Here is a 15,628-nt window from a genome sequence, read left to right as displayed (position 1 = left end):
CAATCAAAGGAACATCGACATGAGCACTCAAAACGAATGGCCGCTGTGGGAAGTCTTCGTCCGCCCCAAGGCCGGCCTGGACCACAAGCACTGCGGCAGCCTGCACGCCAGCGACGCCAAGATGGCGATCCAGCTGGCGCGTGACGTCTACACCCGCCGCATGGAAGGCACCAGCGTCTGGGTCGTCCGCTCGGAGCAGATCGTCGCCTCCGACCCGGCCGACAAGGACATGTACTTCGACCCGGCCGAGGACAAGGTGTACCGCCACCCGACGTTCTACACGCTGCCCGAGTCCGTGAACCACATGTGAGAAAAGCGCAATGACGCCCTCCATCCAACCGCCGCGCGACCTGCGCTCGCGCTACCTGCTGCGTGTGGCGGACACCTGCCTCATCCACGCCCAGCGTCAGTCCGAGTGGTGCGGCCACGGCCCCATCCTCGAAGAGGACATCGCCCTGACCAACATGTCGCTCGACCTGCTGGGCCAGGCGCGCGCGCTGCTGACGCACATCGGCCAGGGCGCCTCGCCGGCGCTCGACGAGGACCAGCTGGCCTTCCTGCGCGACGAGCGCGACTACCTCAACATGACGCTGGTCGAGCTGCCGGGCCGCCGCGCCGGGCGCGACTTCGCCGATGCCGTGCTGCGCAACCTGCTGCTCGGCAGCTGGATGCACCTGACGTGGCAGCGGCTGCAAGCCAGCAGCGACGCCGAAGTGGCCGCGATCGCCGGCAAGGCGGTGAAGGAGGCGCGCTACCACGTCGAGCATGCGGCCGACTGGGTCGTGCGGCTGGGCGACGGCACCGAGGAATCGGCTCGCCGCCTGCGCCAGGCGCTGGACCAGCTCTGGCCCTACACCGGCGAGCTGTTCGAGGACGACGAGGCCGACACGCAGGCCGAAGCCACCGCGCTCGGCCCGGCCCGCAGCAGCTTGCGCGCCGACTGGCTGGCCGCGGTCAGGCCGGTGCTGGCCGATGCGAAGCTGGAGCTCCCCAAGGACAGCCCCTTCCGCGCCACCGGCAGCCAGGGCGTCCACAGCGAGAACCTCGGCTTCATGCTGGCCGAGCTGCAGCATCTGCAGCGCAGCTATCCCGGGGGCAAGTGGTGATCGACACCCGCGGCCTGTTCCCGGCGCTGCCGGCGGCCGACCCGCGCTGGGCGCTGCCCGAGCAGCCTGCGCACCGGGCCGGCGAAAGCCGCATCGAGCGGGCCTGGGCCGTGCTCGGGAGCGTGCCCGATCCGGAAGTGCCGGCACTGTCGGTCGTCGACCTGGGCCTGGTGCGCGAGATCGTCGAGGAAGGCGCCGGCCTGGGCGTGGTGGTGACGCCGACCTACTCCGGCTGCCCCGCCACCGAGCAGATCAACGAAGCCATCTGTCGCGCGCTGGAAGAAGACGGCCTGGGCCCGGTCCAGGTCACCATGCGTCGCGCGCCGGCCTGGACGACCGACTGGATCAGCGAGGCCGGCCTGGCGCGACTGCACGCCTACGGCATCGCGCCGCCGGGCCGTTGCGGCGACGCCTCGCAGGGCGCGCCCATCCGCATCCTGGCGCGCGGCGTCGAATGCCCCCGATGCGGCAGCGCGCAGACCGAGCGCCTGTCCGCCTTCGGCTCCACGGCATGCAAGGCGATGTACCGATGCCTCTCGTGCCGCGAGCCGTTCGAACACTTCAAACCCATTTGAATGGACCCCCACGCTTCCTTCCGGTCGCTGCCCCCCGGGGACCTCAAAGGGCCCTTTCATGACCCTGGGGCTCGCGCCGCGGGACCGGCCAAGCCGGATCCGCGCACGCCCTTGAATCGAGCGGCGCTTCGCGCGCCCGTGAAACCATGAGCACACTTCACTTTCACCCTCTGCGCGTCCGCGAGGTCAAGCCAGACACGGACGAGGCGATGATCGTTTCGTTCGACGTGCCGGGCGAGCATGCCGAGCTGTTCAAGTTCAACCAGGGGCAGTACCTGACGGTGCGCCGCGACGTGGACGGCCAGGACGTGCGTCGCTCGTACTCGATTTGCGCCGGGCTGGACGACGGCGAGCTGCGCGTCGGCGTGCGCAAGGTCGCGGGCGGCATCTTCTCGAACTGGCTGCACCAGCACCTCAAGGCCGGCGACACGCTCCAGGTGATGCCGCCCCAGGGCAAGTTCTTCGTCCCGCTGGCTCCGGAGCAGTCGCGTCACTACCTCGGCCTGGCCGGCGGCAGCGGCATCACGCCCATCCTGTCGATCATGAAGACGGTGCTGGCGCGCGAGCCCGGCAGCAGCTTCACGCTGGTCTACGGCAACCGCCGCCCCTCCTCGACGATGTTCAAGGAAGAACTCGAGGACCTGAAGAACCTCTACATGACGCGGCTCACGCTGCACCACGTGTTCAGCGACGAGCAGGTCGATTCGCCCCTGAACACCGGCATGATGAACCGCGAGAAGATCGCCGAGTTCCTGCGCACGGTGATCGACCCGAAGCAGGTCGACCACGCCTTCGTCTGCGGCCCCTACGCGATGAACGACGAGGGCGAGGCCGCGCTGCTGGAGGCGGGCGTGCCGCAGGAGCGCATCCACATCGAGCGCTTCGGCATCGCGCTGCAGTCCGCCGGTGACCTGGCCAAGCTGCACGCCCCCAAGGAAGGCGACGCCGACAACGCGAAGATCACCATCGTGCGAGATGGGCTGACGCGCGACATCGTCTTTCGCAAGACCGACCCGAGCATCCTCGACGCTGCTGCGGCGGCCGGCATGGATGTCCCGTACTCTTGCAAGTCGGGCGTGTGCGGCACGTGCCGCGCCAAGCTGACCGATGGCCAGGTGCGCATGGACCGCAACTTCGCCCTCGAGAAGCACGAGGTCGCCGATGGCTTCATCCTCACCTGCCAGGCGCATCCGCTGACGCCCTGCGTGACGGTCTCGTTCGACGACCGCTGAGACCGACGCTGCATGGCCCGACCCCGTTCCGCCGGCTACGACGACCAACGCGACCTGATCCTTTCGCAGGCGGCGGCCCTGTTTGCGCAGCAGGGCTACACGGCGACTTCGATGAACCAGGTGGCGGCCGCCTGCGAGCTTTCCAAGGCGGCGCTCTACCACTACGTTCGCGACAAGCACGAGCTGCTGGCGCTTGTGGCCGTGGGGCATGTGAAGCGCCTCGAAGCCGTGGTCGACGAAGTGCTGGCCGAGCCGCGAGCGCCCGAAGCGCGCCTGCGCGAGCTCATCGTGCGCTTCGTGCGCCAGTACGCCAACGCCCAGAACGAGCACCGCGTGCTGACCGAGGATGTGCGCTTCCTCGATGAACCACAGCGCGAGGCCGTTCTCGGCATCGAACGGCGCGTGGTCGATGCATTCGCCAGCACCGTGGCCGCGGTCCGCCCGGCGCTGAAGCCGGTGGACCTGCACAAACCGTTGACCATGCTGCTTTTTGGCATGATCAACTGGATGTTCACCTGGCTCAAGCCGGCCGAGGAGGACGATGGCCAGCGGCTGACCCACGAACAGATGGCGCCGATGGTGGCCGAGTTGTTCTTCGGTGGTTTGCACGCCGTCAGCCTCCCCCGCCCAGGTGCCGAACCACAAGCTCCGGCTCCCCGCAAGAAATCCGCACGTAAGGAGACAGCCCTGTGAAAGTCCTCAAGACCCTCATCGCCGTGGCCGGCCTGCTGGCCATGGGTGGCGCGTTCGCCGACATCAACGTCGGCGTCACCGTGTCCTCCACCGGCCCGGCGGCGTCGCTCGGCATCCCCGAGAAGAACACCATCGCCATCATGCCCACCACCATCGCCGGGCAGAAGGTGAACTACATCGTGCTCGACGACGCGTCGGACACCACCAAGGCGGTCGCCAACGCCCGCCGCCTGATCGCCGAGGACAAGGTCGACATCATCCTCGGCTCGACCACCACGCCGAATTCGCTGGCGATGATCGACGCGGTCGCCGAAGCGCAGGTGCCGATGATCTCGATGGCCGCGTCGGCACGCATCGTGGAGCCCATCGACGCCAAGAAGCGCTGGGTCTTCAAGACGCCGCAGAACGACATCATGATGTCGCTGGCCATCGCCTCGCACATGGCCGACGCGAAGATCAAGACGGTGGGCTTCATCGGCTTTGCCGATGCCTACGGCGAGGGTTGGTACAACGAGTTCAGCAAGGCCGCGGGCCTGAAGGGCATCCAGATCGTCGCCAACGAGCGCTATGCCCGCACCGACCAGTCGGTGACGGCACAGGTGCTGAAGATCGCCGGCACCAAGCCCGATGCCGTGCTCATCGCCGGCTCCGGCACGCCGGCGGCGCTGCCGGCCGCCGCGCTGGTCGAACGCGGCTACACCGGCAAGGTCTACCAGACGCATGGCGTGGCCAACAACGACTTCCTCCGTGTCGGCGGCAAGAACGTCGAGGGTGAGTTGCTGCCCTCCGGCCCGGTGCTGGTGGCCGATCAGCTGCCCGCCGGCCATCCGGTGAAGAAGTCCGCACTGGAATACGTGACCAAGTACGAAGCCGCCTACGGCAAGGGTTCGGTCTCGACCTTCGGCGCCCACGCCTGGGATGCCGGCCTGCTGATGACCGCCGCCATCCCGGTGGCGCTGAAGAAGGCCAAGCCCGGGACCGCCGAGTTCCGCGCTGCGCTGCGCGATGCGCTGGAGCAGGTCAAGGAACTGCCCGGCGCCCACGGCATCTTCACCATGTCGCCCAACGATCACCTGGGCCTCGACCAGCGCGCCCGCGTGATGGTGAAAATCGAGAAGGGCGCCTGGAAGTACCAGCCCTGACGAGACGCTTTGACCTTCGGGCCTGCGGCGCCCTGCGCGCAGGCCCTGTTTCTTTGATCGAGAAAGATTTCCATGAGCGTGATGCAACTCCAGAGCTTCATCGGCGGCCGTTGGGTCGGCAGCGAGGCGGCGCAGACCCTGCGCAGCGCCATCAACGGCCAGCCCGTGGCCCGCACCCATGCCGAGGCGATCGATTTCGGCGAGGCGCTGGCGTATGCGCGGGGCACCGGCCTGCCGGCCCTGCTGAAGCTGAACTTCCAGGAGCGCGCGGCGCGCCTGAAGGCGCTGGCCAAGTTCCTGGTCGAGCGCAAGGAGCAACTCTACGCCATCTCGGCCCATACCGGCGCGACCCGCGTCGACAGCTGGATAGACATCGAGGGCGGCACCGGCACGCTGTTCGCCTACGCCAGCATGGGCTCGGCCGAGTTGCCCAGCAGCAACCTGGTCCATGAAGGGCCGGTGATCCCGCTCGGCAAGAAGGGCGGCTTCGCGGGCACCCACATCCTGGTGCCGCGCCAGGGCGTCGCGGTGCACATCAACGCCTTCAACTTTCCCATCTGGGGCCTGCTGGAGAAGTTCGCACCGACCTTCCTGGCCGGCATGCCCTGCATCGGCAAGCCGGCTACCGCCACCAGCTACCTCACCGAGGCGATGGTGCGCCTCGTCGAAGAGTCCGGCATCCTGCCGCCGGGCAGCCTGCAACTGGTGATCGGCGGCACGGGCGATCTGCTGGACCGCTTGACCGGCACCGACGTGGTCACCTTCACCGGCTCGGCCGACACCGCGGCCAAGCTGCGGGTGCATCCGAACATCATTCGCCAATCCGTGCCCTTCAACGCCGAGGCCGATTCGCTCAACTGCGCGATCCTGGCGCCCGACGTGCAGCCGGGCGACGAGGAGTTCGAGCTCTTCGTCAAGGAAGTGGCCCGCGAGATGACGGTCAAGGCCGGCCAGAAGTGCACGGCGATCCGCCGCGCCATCGTGCCGCGCCAGCATGTGGATGCGGTTGCCACCGCGCTCAAGGCTCGCCTGGCCAAGACGGTGGTGGGTGACCCGTCCCTCGAGGGCGTGAAGATGGGTGCGCTGGCTTCGCACAGCCAGCAGGCCGACGTGGCCGAGCGGGTGGCGATGCTGCGCGAGGGCGCCGAACTGATCTGCGGTGCCGAAGCCTTCACGCCTCAGGGCGCAGGCACGGCCGAGGGTGCCTTCTTCCCGCCGACGCTGCTGCTCGCCAGGAACCCGCTCACCAACGACGCCGTGCACGACGTCGAGGCCTTCGGCCCAGTGAGTACGCTGATGGCGTACGACGATTTCGACGAGGCGCTGGCGCTGGCCGCGCGCGGCAAGGGCAGCCTGGTCGGTTCGCTGGTGACCAGGACGCCGGCCATTGCCGCCCAGGCCATCCCGGCGGCGGCGGCGTACCACGGCCGCCTGCTGGTGCTGGACCGTGAAGCCGCGCCGGAATCCACCGGCCACGGCAGCCCGCTGCCCATGCTCAAGCACGGCGGCCCGGGCCGTGCAGGTGGGGGCGAAGAGCTGGGCGGCATCCGTGCCGTCAAGCACTACCTGCAGCGCACGGCGGTGCAGGGCTCCCCCACGATGCTGGCCGCGGTGACGGGCGAGTACGTGCGCGGCGCCGCCCGCATCGAGACCGAGGTGCACCCCTTCCGCCGCCACTTCGAGGACCTGCAGATCGGCGAGAGCCTGACCACGCACCGCCGCACGGTGAGCGAGGCCGACATCGTCAACTTCGGCGGCGTCTCGGGCGACTTCTTCTACATGCACTTCGACGAGATCGCGGCCAAGGACACCCAGTTCGGCCAGCGCATCGCGCACGGCTACTTCGTGCTGTCCGCTGCCGCCGGCTTGTTCGTGAGCCCGGGCCCGGGCCCGGTGCTGGCCAATTACGGCCTGGACACCCTGCGCTTCGTCAAGCCGGTCGCGATCGGCGACACCATCCAGGCGCGCCTGACCGCCAAGCGCAAGATCGACCGCATGAAGACCGACGACAAGGGTCGCGGCCAGGGCGTCGTCGCCTGGGACGTCGAGGTCAGCAACCAGCACGGTGAGCTGGTGGCGAGCTACGACATCCTCACCCTGGTGGCCAAGCGGCCCGTGGCGGCCTGATGGCGCGCGTGGAGGACGGCGACCTGCCGCCCTTGCCCGCCACGCCGCCGGGCCGGTACCGCCACTACAAGGGCGGCGAGTACCAGGTCCACGGCGTGGTGCGGCACAGCGAGACGCTGGAGCCGCTGGTGCTCTACACGCCGCTGTACAACAGCACCGGCCTGTGGGTGCGGCCGCACGCCATGTTCTTCGGCGAGATCGAGGTCGAAGGGCGACGCGTGCCGCGCTTCGAGCTGGTCGGCTAGACGCCGCTCAACACGGTATCCGACCCGCGTCGACCATGGGCCGGGCCTTGATTACCAAGCGAGGAGATCGTCGCTCCAGATGCCGTGCTTGTCGACGGCTGCATTCTGGGCGGCGATCCACTGTGTGTACGGCTCGCTGAGCGGTCCGCCCGCGGTCGGAGGATTCGGTGCAGTCCGACTGCTGTTCTCGATAGCCGCAGGTGCGGCCCCCATGGCCTGCCGGCAGGGGACGCCAACAGCGTTCTGTGCTTCGGTCGACCAGCTCACCCCAGCTTCGCCGGCGAAAGATAGTCCGCCAGGAACTCCTCGAAGGTCAGCGTCTCGGCCTCTTCCATCCGTCGCTGCTCGACCAGCGATTGGGCGGCTTCGGCGGCCCAGCGGGCCTGTGCGTCCGGGTCGGGCAGAGGCCGCGAGAGGATCTGTTCGGCGGCCTGGGTGGACCGCGCGTCGATGAAGGGCGCGAACTCGCCGCGGTACTCGCGTTGCATCACCTCGATCACGCGGGCCGAGGGCAGGGTCGCCGGGATGGCCAGCGCGCGCTGGGCGGCGGCGAGGGCATCACGGTGGGCCGTGCCGCCATGCAGCTCATCCAGCGTGCGGGCGATGGGGGCGCACTGGTCGACGATCTCGGCCGCCCAGTCGACCAGCCGCACTTCGCGGCCCTGGCGCTCGAGCTTCAGGCCAGGCTCGCGGCCACGGGCGGCCGTCAGGTGCTGGTTGCGGCCGAGCGCGGCGATCTCGTCGGGCGTGTCGGGCGGGCTGTCGAGCAGCAGGCAGTGCAGCAGGAAGACGTCGAGGAAATGGGCCGTGGTCGCGCCTATGCCGATGGTCTCGAACGGATCCAGGTCCATGCAGCGGACCTCGATGTACTCGACGCCGCGCTCGCGCAAGGCGTGCAGCGGGCGCTCGCCGGTGCGGATGGTGCGCTTAGGGCGGATGGTGCCGTAGAACTCGTTCTCGATCTGCAGCAGATGGGTCGACAACTGCTTCCAGTTGCCATCCTCGTCGCGCAGGCCGATCTTCTCGTAGGGCGGGTAGGGCGCGGTGAGGGCGGCCTGCAGCGAGCCGCCATAGCCGGCCAGGCCGTTGTAGCTCACCGCCAGCCGCGACTGCGCGTCGCTCTGGTAGCCGAGGCGGCCCATGCGCAGGGAGGTGGCATGGGGCAGGTGCAGCGTGCCGGGGCCCAAGGGATCGAGGCCGTGCGGCAGGCCGTCGACGAAGCTCTTGCACACCGCCGGCGAGGCGCCGAACAGCCACAGCAGCAGGAAGCTCTGGCGGCGGAAGTTGCGGATGAGGCCGAAGTAGTCGTCGCTGCCTGCGCCGGGAATCGACCAGTTGTAGTGGATGCCCGAGATGGTCTGCATGCGCCGGCCGTAGCGGTACGACAGGCCGGTGCGGTAGACGGTCTTGGCGCGGCCCACGTTCGAGTGGCCGTATTGGCCGATCGGGATGTGCTCTTCGTCGGGCAGGCAGCAGGGCATGCTGGAAACCCACAGGCGTTCGCCGTGCCCCTCGGCCTGCAGCGCGTGGTAGACGGCCTGGTGGGTGTCGGCCAGGTCGGCCAGGCACTGGGCCACGGTCAGGTGCGCACCGGTGATCAGTTCGACCTGGGATTCGCTGAAGTCGGTCGTCACCCGAGGGTGGGTGAGCGCGGAGCCGAGCAGAAGGGGATGGGGCGTCTGCGCCAGGGCGCCGCCCGGCAGCGCGCGCAGGCTTTCTTTCTCGATGCCGCGCCGGATGCCGCGCAGACGTTCGGCAGACAAGGCCTGCAAACGGGTCGTCAGGATGCTCACGGCGTCGTTGGTGTTCTGGTGGGGGAGCGCCATTGGATGTCAGCTGGATGACCGCAGCGTGGCGTGGGGAAATGCGCAGATGTGATACGTCGCCGGGTGCCGACTATAGGCCGGCGGCCTCGAGGGCGCGCGCGATGCGCTGGCGGGGCACGGTGGGACGGGGGATTTTGCCCTTGACGTCGGTGAACCAGGCCCGCACGTCCTCCTCCATCCCGATGCCGTGCATGTAGTTGTAGATGGCCTTCTTCAGGCCGCGGCCGAGGGCATCGTGGTCGGCGCCCGTGGGGTCGACGAAGCCGACGTCGTTCTTCGCGAAGCGGCCCTCGGGCAAGGGCATCAGCGTGATGCCGTAGTTGCCGGGCTGCTGGCCGACGGGCGAGTGCACCGTGCAGGCGAAGCGGTGGAAGAAGCCGGAGTGGATGCAGCCGTTCTCGAACAGCTGGCGCACGTACTCCAGCGCATCGACGGTGTCCTGCACGGTCTGCGTCGGGAAGCCGTACATCAGGTAGGCGTGGACCATGACGCCGGCATCGGCGAAGCCCTTGGTCACGCGGGCCACCTGCTCGACCGAGACGCCCTTCTTCATCAGCGTCAGCAGCCGGTCCGAGGCCACCTCCAGGCCACCCGAGATGGCGATGCAGCCGCTGGCGGCCAACTGCTCGGCCAGCTGCGGGGTGAAGGTCTTCTCGAAGCGCACGTTGCCCCACCAGGAGATCTCGACACCGCGGCGCTCCAGCTCGTCGGCCAGGGCGCGCAGGGCCTTGGGCGGCGCAGCCTCGTCCACGAAGTGAAAGCCGGTCTGGCCGGTCTCGTCGACGATGCGCTCGATGCGGTCGACCAGCACGGCGGCGGAGGCAGCCTCGTAGCGGGAGATGTAGTCCAGCGTGACGTCGCAGAAGCTGCACTTCTTCCAGTAGCAGCCCTGGGCGACGGTGAGCTTGTTCCAGCGCCCGTCGCTCCACAGCCGGTTCATCGGGTTGAGCATGTCGAGCAGCGACAGGTACTGCCCGAGCGGCAGGCCGTCCCAGGTGGGCGTGCCGGTCTCGTCGAAGGGCAGGTCGGGCTCGGGCCAGTTGACGTATCGGACGTGGCCGGTGGCCTTGTCCCGCACGAAGCTGCGCACCAGGCGCTCGGCCGAGCGCTCGCCGGCCACGCGCTCCAGCAGGGCCAGCAGCGGCCGCTCGCCGGCATCCAGCGTGACCACGTCGACGTAGTCGAACAGGCGCGGCTCGGCGAGCTCGCGCAGCTCGGTGTTGACGAAGCCGCCCCCGAGCGCGACGGTGGTTTGCGGCCGCGCCTGCTTGATCGTCTGGGCGATGCGCAGCGCGGCGTAGACGGCGCCGGGGAAGGGCACCGAAAGCAGCACGACGTGCGGCTCGTGGCGGGCGAGCGCCTCGAGGGTCAGCGCGTGCAGCGTCTCGTCGATCAGGTGGCGGGGCGCGGCGAGCGCCTCGGCCAGCGGGTCGAAGTGGGGCTGGCTCGTGGCCAGCTGCTCGGCATAGCGCACGAACTCGAAGCGGCCATCGACGGCGTCGCGCAGCACGTCGGCCAGGTCGTTGAGGTACAGCGTGGCGAGGTGGCGTGCCCTGTCCTGCAGGCCGAGCGCGCCGAAGGCCCAGCCCAGCGGATCCGCCTCTTCGGGATACAGCTCGCCGTAGACCTCGAGCGAGCGGAAGCGCTCGCCCTCGGGCAGGAAGCCGCGGCTGGCGATGCGGTGCGCGAGCGTCGGGTCCTCGCCTTGCAGATAGGCGACGGTGCGCGCGACGGTGGCGGCATAGCGCGGGTACTCGGCAGCGAAGTGCCGCGTCTGCGCCGTCTGGCGCGCGGCGGGAAGGGCCTGAACGCGCTCGTGCAAGGCAGCCAGGCTTTCGGCCGAAAGCAGCCGCAGCACCAGCGCCAGGGCCAGGTCTTCCTGCACGGCCTGGATGCCGCGCGAGCGCAGGAAGCCGGTGAGGTAGGCCGTCGAGGGGTAAGGCGTGTTCAGCTGCGTCATCGGCGGGATCACCGACAACACGCGCAGCGCCTTCACCCCGGTCGTGGCCATGTCGCGTGCAGTTTCAGCGGCCGAAGATGTCGCGGTACGACACGTGGATCGTCAGCAGCATCACCGGCAACAACGCGATCCAGCCCAACCCGAAGGGGATGGACGCGACGATGCTGAGCACCAGGCCGAGCACGCCGTAGATGAGGAAGGGCATGACGTTGCGCAGGCAGGCCGCGAAGCTGGCCTTGACGGCCTCCACCGGTGCCGTGCCCTCGAACACCACCAGCGCGGGCGCGAACCAGAAAGCCATGGTGATGGGCACGAACAGGGCCATTCCCACGAGAAGTGCGAGCATCGCCGTGCCGGCCCCGGCGAGCGCTCCGCCCGCACTGTGGCTCGACATGCCGAAGGCCATCAGCGCACCGAAGCCCAGGCCGAAGACCGACATCACCAGCACCACGACGAGGGTGGCCGCCAGCGACAGCGCACCCAGCACGAGCAGGGGGTTGAGCTGGTCCTTGAAGCCGAGGAAGAGGTCCCCCACCTCGATGGCGGTGCCGCCTTCCTGCTTGCGCGAGGCCAGCATCCAGCCGCCGACGAAGACGGGTGTCAGCAGGGCGGTGGCGAGGCTGCCCAGCAGCGGGATCACGCTCAGCACGATGCAGACGATGATGAAGATCAGTCCCAGCACGATCCACATGCCCGGGTTCTTCATGAACAGGGCCCAGGCATCGGTCCACCAGTTCACGCCGCGCCCGGCATCCACCCCGCGCGGCGCCGGCGCTGTCGTCGTCGAATCCATGTCCACCTCCGTAGTGAAGGCCAGCACGATAGCCTGTTTCCGGTGCCTTGCCGTGCGTCGGCCGGGTTCGGAATCCGTCGGGCGAAGCGGACACCGCCGGCGCCCCTAGCGCCCGGGATGGTGCTGCGCGCGGCGACGCCCACACTGGCGGGGCCGGGTGCGCCTCACCCGGCGCCCATGCAGCCTCGGGAGTCCGCCATGATGAGCTTCAAGCCCTTGCTTTCCTGCGCCGCCCTGCTGGCCTTCGCAGGCGCCGCCTGCGCCACCTCGCCAGCGTCCATCTACTGCCCGCCGATCGGCTTCGTCACCGGCAACACGGCCATCAACGCCAACTTCGAGAACGCCCAGGCTGGCGTACCGGTGGGCACCACCACCTGCTGGACACCCCGCTCCGGCTCGACCGACTCGGCGGCCGCCCACTGGACCATGCACAGCAGCAACGACGGCGACAAGGTCTGCTCGACGCTCGTGCCCTCCAATGCCCCCTATGCCAAGGGCACGCTGATGCTGAAGTTCCAGGCCGGCGGCAACGAAGGCGGGATCTTCCAGCCCGTCCCCGGCACGGCCGGCAAGACCTACATGTTCTCGGCCTGGGTGAAGGTGGCCAAGGGCCAGGTGGCCTTGCAGTCCAGCGCGGGCAACACCGGCCCGGTTTCGTGGAGCACCAAACACGGAGAGTGGGAGGAGCTGCGGGTGTGCACCGACTCCTCCGGCGCCACCGACACCCTGGTCATCTACAACCAGGATCCGAATGGAGGCCTGTTCTACGTGGACCGTGTGGAGCTTCGTGAGACCGTGCCCGGACCCTGAGCCCTAGAACAGCCCCGGCTGCACGCCCGGCCAGGCTCCGAGGGCCGCGCCTTCGAGCTGCAGCAGCCTGAGCTTGGCGTGCAACCCGCCCGGCCCCGAGAACCCGCCCGCCTGGCCGTGCGCGGCCATCACCCGGTGGCAGGGCACGAGCGGGGCGAAACGGTTGCGCGCCAGCGCCTGGCCCACCGCGCGCGCAACGGCCGGGCCGCCCAGCTCCTGGGCCAGGTCCCCGTAGGTCCGGGTCTGCCCCGGCGGGATGCGGCGCGCGAGGGCGTAGACGCGGCGGTGGAAGTCGGGGATGTCGGCGTCCGACAGCGGGACGTCTTCCAGCGCGTCCGGTGCGCCCTGCAGCGCCGCGGCCAGGCGCTTCAGGACGGAGGCGATGGCCGGCGGAGGATCGGCAGCCTCGACCCAACCCGGATGGCGCTGCTGCATCCGCAGCCGGGTCAGCTCTTCGGTGGCCTCCGGCAGCTGGCCGCCGCTGATGGCCAGCGCGTCGTCCCAGGCCAGGCCCACGAGGCCGGCCGGGGTGCCGAAGAAGGCGAAGCCGGCCACGTGTGCGGCCTTACTGCGGCACGAAGCCCGTGGCCTTGATGATTCGGGACCAGGTGGCCGTGTAGGCCCGCTCGCGCTGGCCCAGCTGTTCGCCGCTCATGTGGGCGACGGCCAGGCCCATGGCCGACAGGCGCTCATGCAGGGCCGGCCTGGCCAGCACCTTGGCCAGCGCGCTCGAGATCTGGTCCAGCGTCGGCTTGGGCGTGCCGGCGGGCGCGAAGAGGCCGTAGTAGGGCACGTCCTCGAAACCCGCCAGCCCCAGCTCGGCGAAGGTCGGCACCTCGGGCAGTGCCGGCTGGCGCGCGCTGCCCATCACCGCCACCACGCGCACCTTGCCGCTCTTGTGGTTCTCGATCAGGTCCGGCACCGATCCGACGCCCGCCGCGATCAGGTTGCCCAGCATGTCGGCCATCATCGGCGCGCTGCCGCGGTAGGGCGCGGCGACCAGGTCGAGCTTGTACTTCTCGCCGACGAGCTTGACGAGGAATTCCGGCACCGAGGCGGGGGCCGGTACGCCGACCGCGCCCTTGCCGCCGCCGGCACCCTTGACCCAGGCCACGTACTCGTTGAACGACTTCGCAGGCGTGCCGCCCGAGACGGCAAAGGCATTGACGAAGGTGGCGAAGCCGGCGACCGGGACGAAGTCCGCCGCGGGATCGAAGCCGGGCGACTTGACCACCTGCGGCAGGATCGAGATGGTGTGGTCGTGGCTGATGAACAGTGTCGTGCCGTCCGGCGGCGCGGCCTTCAGCGCCTGCGCGGCGAGCTGGCCGCCCGCGCCGGGCCGGTTCTCGACGATGACCGTCGCGCCCAGCTCGTCCTTCAGTGCTTCGGCCAACAGGCGCGCGATGGCGTCCGTGCCGCCACCGGCGGGGAACCCGACCAGCAGGTGCACCGTCTTGCCGGCCAGCGGCTGCTGGGCCAGCGCGGCGCCCGGGGCGAAGGCGGCGGCGGCAAGCGCCAGCAGGGCGGCTAGTCCGGTGCGGCGGCCGAAGCGGGTCGACGGAAGGGCCATGGCGATTCTTCTCCTGCTGGTTGGGTGATGGCTTCGAAGCGTAACCCGCGCGCGCCACAATCGCCGCCATGACGTATCCCCAATTCGACCGCGGCTCGAACAACTCCCCGCTGGACGACGAAGAGCTGCAGGCCTTCGACGAGCTGCTGCAGAACGTGCAGGCCGACGGCGCCATGACCCTCGAGGGCGTGGACGGCTACCTGACCGCGATGCTCCTCGCGCCGCCGCAGTGGCTCGACCAATGGCCCACGGCCGACTGGCTGCCGCTGATCTGGGGCGGCGACGGCCCGGACGGCGAGCCCTTCGTGAGCAACCGGCAGCGCAAGCGGGCGACCCTGTTCGCGCTGCGGCACCTTCAGGCCGTGGCCGTGGCGCTGCGCGAGCATCCGCGCTTGTGGGAACCCCTGTTCAGCATCGTCGAGGCCGAAGGCGAGGACGGGCAGACGCAGGAGTGGATCGATGCCCAGGACTGGTGCACCGGCTTCCTGCAGGCGATGGACCTGCAGCCCGAGGCGTGGCACGCCTGGCTGCAGGATGCCGAGCTGGGGCCGACGCTGCGCACGATCGCGCTGCTGGGCGGCGACGAGGCCACGGAGGCTCACTGCGAAGAAGCCGAGGCGCTGGACGATCCGCAGGCGCGAGACGGCATGGCGCGCCAGGTGGTGGACGGTGTGCTGGCCATGCACGCCCGGCGTGCCGGCGCGGCTCGCGGCGCCCCGGCCGCCGCCGACTGAAGTCGCCCCTCAGTCGGTCATCAGTCGGCCGCGAGCCCGGCCTTCCACAGCGCGGTCACGCCGTCGAAGAGCGTGGGGCCGTCGAAGGCCCGGCCGTCGACGGCCAGCCTGACCCAGGCCAGCGTGTCGTGGTGGCTGCCGGGGATGAGGTCACGCGAACGTTCCTTCAGCAGCCAGTTGCGCACCTGGCCGTACAGCTCGGGATGATGCTGCTGCGTCCAGGACAGGCCGACGAGGTCACCGTAGCCTTCCTCGCGGCGCGTGGCCTTCATGTCCATCCACGCCTGGCGCTGATCGGGCTTGAGGCTCGTCGGGACGGACGAGGTGACGAAGCCGGCCGGCGTGTTCATCCAGGCGCCGTCGAGGTAGCGCCGGCAGTGGCCTATCTCGTGGGCGGCCATCAGCTCCAGCACCGGGCCGCGCAAGGCCGGCTCCATGCGCTCCAGCGTGGCCTCGGCCTCGGGGTTGCCGCGCATCGAAAGCACCAGCTTGCAGCGGCCTTCGATGAAGGCCAGCGCGAGCGGCGCCAGGCCGGCCGAAGGCTGTGGCTGCACCACGATGTCCAGCGGGAGCTTCAGCTGCTGGGCATGGGCGATGACGGGCATCGCACCTTGCAGCCAGCGGGTCTCGGTCTCGGTCAGGTCGGCGGCGCAACAAGCCACTGACGCCAGCGCCAGGGCGCCAGCGGTGAAGATCTTCGGCACGGGGAAGGACTCCTGTTGCCTCGATCATCGTCATGGCAAGCAGAGTCAAAAGCCCGAGAAACCCGGTTTCGGCCCCCTATGTCGTGCGCTGCTTCGCGCCCGGCCGGATCT

The 15,628-nt window shown here is 69.5% G+C and carries 16 protein-coding genes; 10 read left to right on the top strand and 6 right to left on the bottom strand.

Annotated elements, in window-relative coordinates; genetic code table 11:
• The first annotated feature begins 19 nt into the window (after positions 1-19).
• The 8 genes from paaB to ACS5PM_RS24490 all read left to right on the top strand — a co-directional run bounded on the left by paaB (position 20) and on the right by ACS5PM_RS24490 (position 7,120).
• Entirely contained in the window at positions 20-310 is a 291-nt protein-coding gene (gene paaB, locus ACS5PM_RS24525) for a 1,2-phenylacetyl-CoA epoxidase subunit PaaB (RefSeq protein WP_439390376.1), read from the top strand.
• 10 nt (positions 311-320) lie between these two features.
• Positions 321-1,106, top strand: a complete 786-nt coding sequence (gene paaC / locus ACS5PM_RS24520) for a 1,2-phenylacetyl-CoA epoxidase subunit PaaC (protein WP_439390375.1) — start codon at positions 321-323, stop codon at positions 1,104-1,106.
• Positions 1,107-1,159: 53 nt separating this feature from the next.
• Positions 1,160-1,681 carry a 1,2-phenylacetyl-CoA epoxidase subunit PaaD gene (gene paaD / locus ACS5PM_RS24515; protein ID WP_439390657.1) on the top strand — a complete coding sequence of 174 codons (522 nt, stop codon included), beginning with the start codon at positions 1,160-1,162 and terminating at the stop codon, positions 1,679-1,681.
• A 146-nt stretch (positions 1,682-1,827) separates the two neighbouring features.
• Positions 1,828-2,913 carry a 1,2-phenylacetyl-CoA epoxidase subunit PaaE gene (paaE, locus tag ACS5PM_RS24510; RefSeq protein WP_439390374.1) on the top strand — a complete coding sequence of 362 codons (1,086 nt, stop codon included), beginning with the start codon at positions 1,828-1,830 and terminating at the stop codon, positions 2,911-2,913.
• Between the two features lie 12 nt (positions 2,914-2,925).
• Positions 2,926-3,606 carry a TetR/AcrR family transcriptional regulator gene (locus ACS5PM_RS24505; protein ID WP_439390373.1) on the top strand — a complete coding sequence of 227 codons (681 nt, stop codon included), beginning with the start codon at positions 2,926-2,928 and terminating at the stop codon, positions 3,604-3,606.
• 41 nt (positions 3,607-3,647) lie between these two features.
• Entirely contained in the window at positions 3,648-4,748 is a 1,101-nt protein-coding gene (locus ACS5PM_RS24500; protein WP_439390656.1) for an ABC transporter substrate-binding protein, read from the top strand.
• An 81-nt stretch (positions 4,749-4,829) separates the two neighbouring features.
• Positions 4,830-6,875, top strand: a complete 2,046-nt coding sequence (gene paaZ, locus ACS5PM_RS24495) for a phenylacetic acid degradation bifunctional protein PaaZ (RefSeq protein WP_439390655.1) — start codon at positions 4,830-4,832, stop codon at positions 6,873-6,875.
• Complete coding sequence (locus ACS5PM_RS24490; protein ID WP_439390372.1) at positions 6,875-7,120, top strand: DUF1653 domain-containing protein; 246 nt, start codon at positions 6,875-6,877, stop codon at positions 7,118-7,120. Before paaZ ends, ACS5PM_RS24490 begins: the two co-directional genes overlap by 1 nt.
• Positions 7,121-7,383: 263 nt before the next feature.
• Here ACS5PM_RS24490 and gshA read toward each other — a convergent pair whose 3' ends face one another.
• The 3 genes from gshA to ACS5PM_RS24475 all read right to left on the bottom strand — a co-directional run bounded on the left by gshA (position 7,384) and on the right by ACS5PM_RS24475 (position 11,699).
• On the bottom strand, positions 7,384-8,946 hold the full coding sequence (gene gshA / locus ACS5PM_RS24485; RefSeq protein WP_439390371.1) for a glutamate--cysteine ligase: 1,563 nt from the start codon (positions 8,944-8,946) through the stop codon (positions 7,384-7,386).
• A 70-nt stretch (positions 8,947-9,016) separates the two neighbouring features.
• The gene (locus tag ACS5PM_RS24480) at positions 9,017-10,957 is read right to left on the bottom strand and encodes a B12-binding domain-containing radical SAM protein (protein WP_439390370.1); all 1,941 of its coding nucleotides are present in this window, start codon (positions 10,955-10,957) and stop codon (positions 9,017-9,019) included.
• A 13-nt stretch (positions 10,958-10,970) separates the two neighbouring features.
• A complete protein-coding gene (locus ACS5PM_RS24475) occupies positions 10,971-11,699 on the bottom strand; it encodes a BPSS1780 family membrane protein (protein ID WP_439390369.1) in 729 nt (242 codons plus the stop codon).
• Between the two features lie 198 nt (positions 11,700-11,897).
• Between ACS5PM_RS24475 and ACS5PM_RS24470 the strand changes: the two genes are divergently transcribed.
• Positions 11,898-12,509 (top strand): hypothetical protein, encoded by a 612-nt coding sequence (locus ACS5PM_RS24470; RefSeq protein ID WP_439390368.1) that lies wholly within the window; start codon positions 11,898-11,900, stop codon positions 12,507-12,509.
• Positions 12,510-12,512: 3 nt separating this feature from the next.
• Here ACS5PM_RS24470 and ACS5PM_RS24465 read toward each other — a convergent pair whose 3' ends face one another.
• Entirely contained in the window at positions 12,513-13,064 is a 552-nt protein-coding gene (locus ACS5PM_RS24465) for a methylated-DNA--[protein]-cysteine S-methyltransferase (protein ID WP_439390367.1), read from the bottom strand.
• Between the two features lie 10 nt (positions 13,065-13,074).
• On the bottom strand, positions 13,075-14,079 hold the full coding sequence (locus ACS5PM_RS24460; RefSeq protein ID WP_439390366.1) for a Bug family tripartite tricarboxylate transporter substrate binding protein: 1,005 nt from the start codon (positions 14,077-14,079) through the stop codon (positions 13,075-13,077).
• 68 nt (positions 14,080-14,147) lie between these two features.
• Here ACS5PM_RS24460 and ACS5PM_RS24455 point away from each other — a divergent pair, with 68 nt between their 5' ends.
• Positions 14,148-14,813, top strand: a complete 666-nt coding sequence (locus ACS5PM_RS24455; protein WP_439390365.1) for a UPF0149 family protein — start codon at positions 14,148-14,150, stop codon at positions 14,811-14,813.
• A 20-nt stretch (positions 14,814-14,833) separates the two neighbouring features.
• Here the strand turns inward: ACS5PM_RS24455 and ACS5PM_RS24450 are convergent, their stop codons facing one another.
• On the bottom strand, positions 14,834-15,517 hold the full coding sequence (locus ACS5PM_RS24450; protein ID WP_439390363.1) for a hypothetical protein: 684 nt from the start codon (positions 15,515-15,517) through the stop codon (positions 14,834-14,836).
• Positions 15,518-15,628 lie beyond the last annotated feature (111 nt).

This window comes from Ideonella flava, assembly GCF_051857595.1.
In the GTDB taxonomy this organism is placed as follows: domain Bacteria; phylum Pseudomonadota; class Gammaproteobacteria; order Burkholderiales; family Burkholderiaceae_C; genus Ideonella.
Note: the sequence above shows the minus strand (reverse complement) of the source record. Positions and strands in the feature narration are given on the sequence as shown.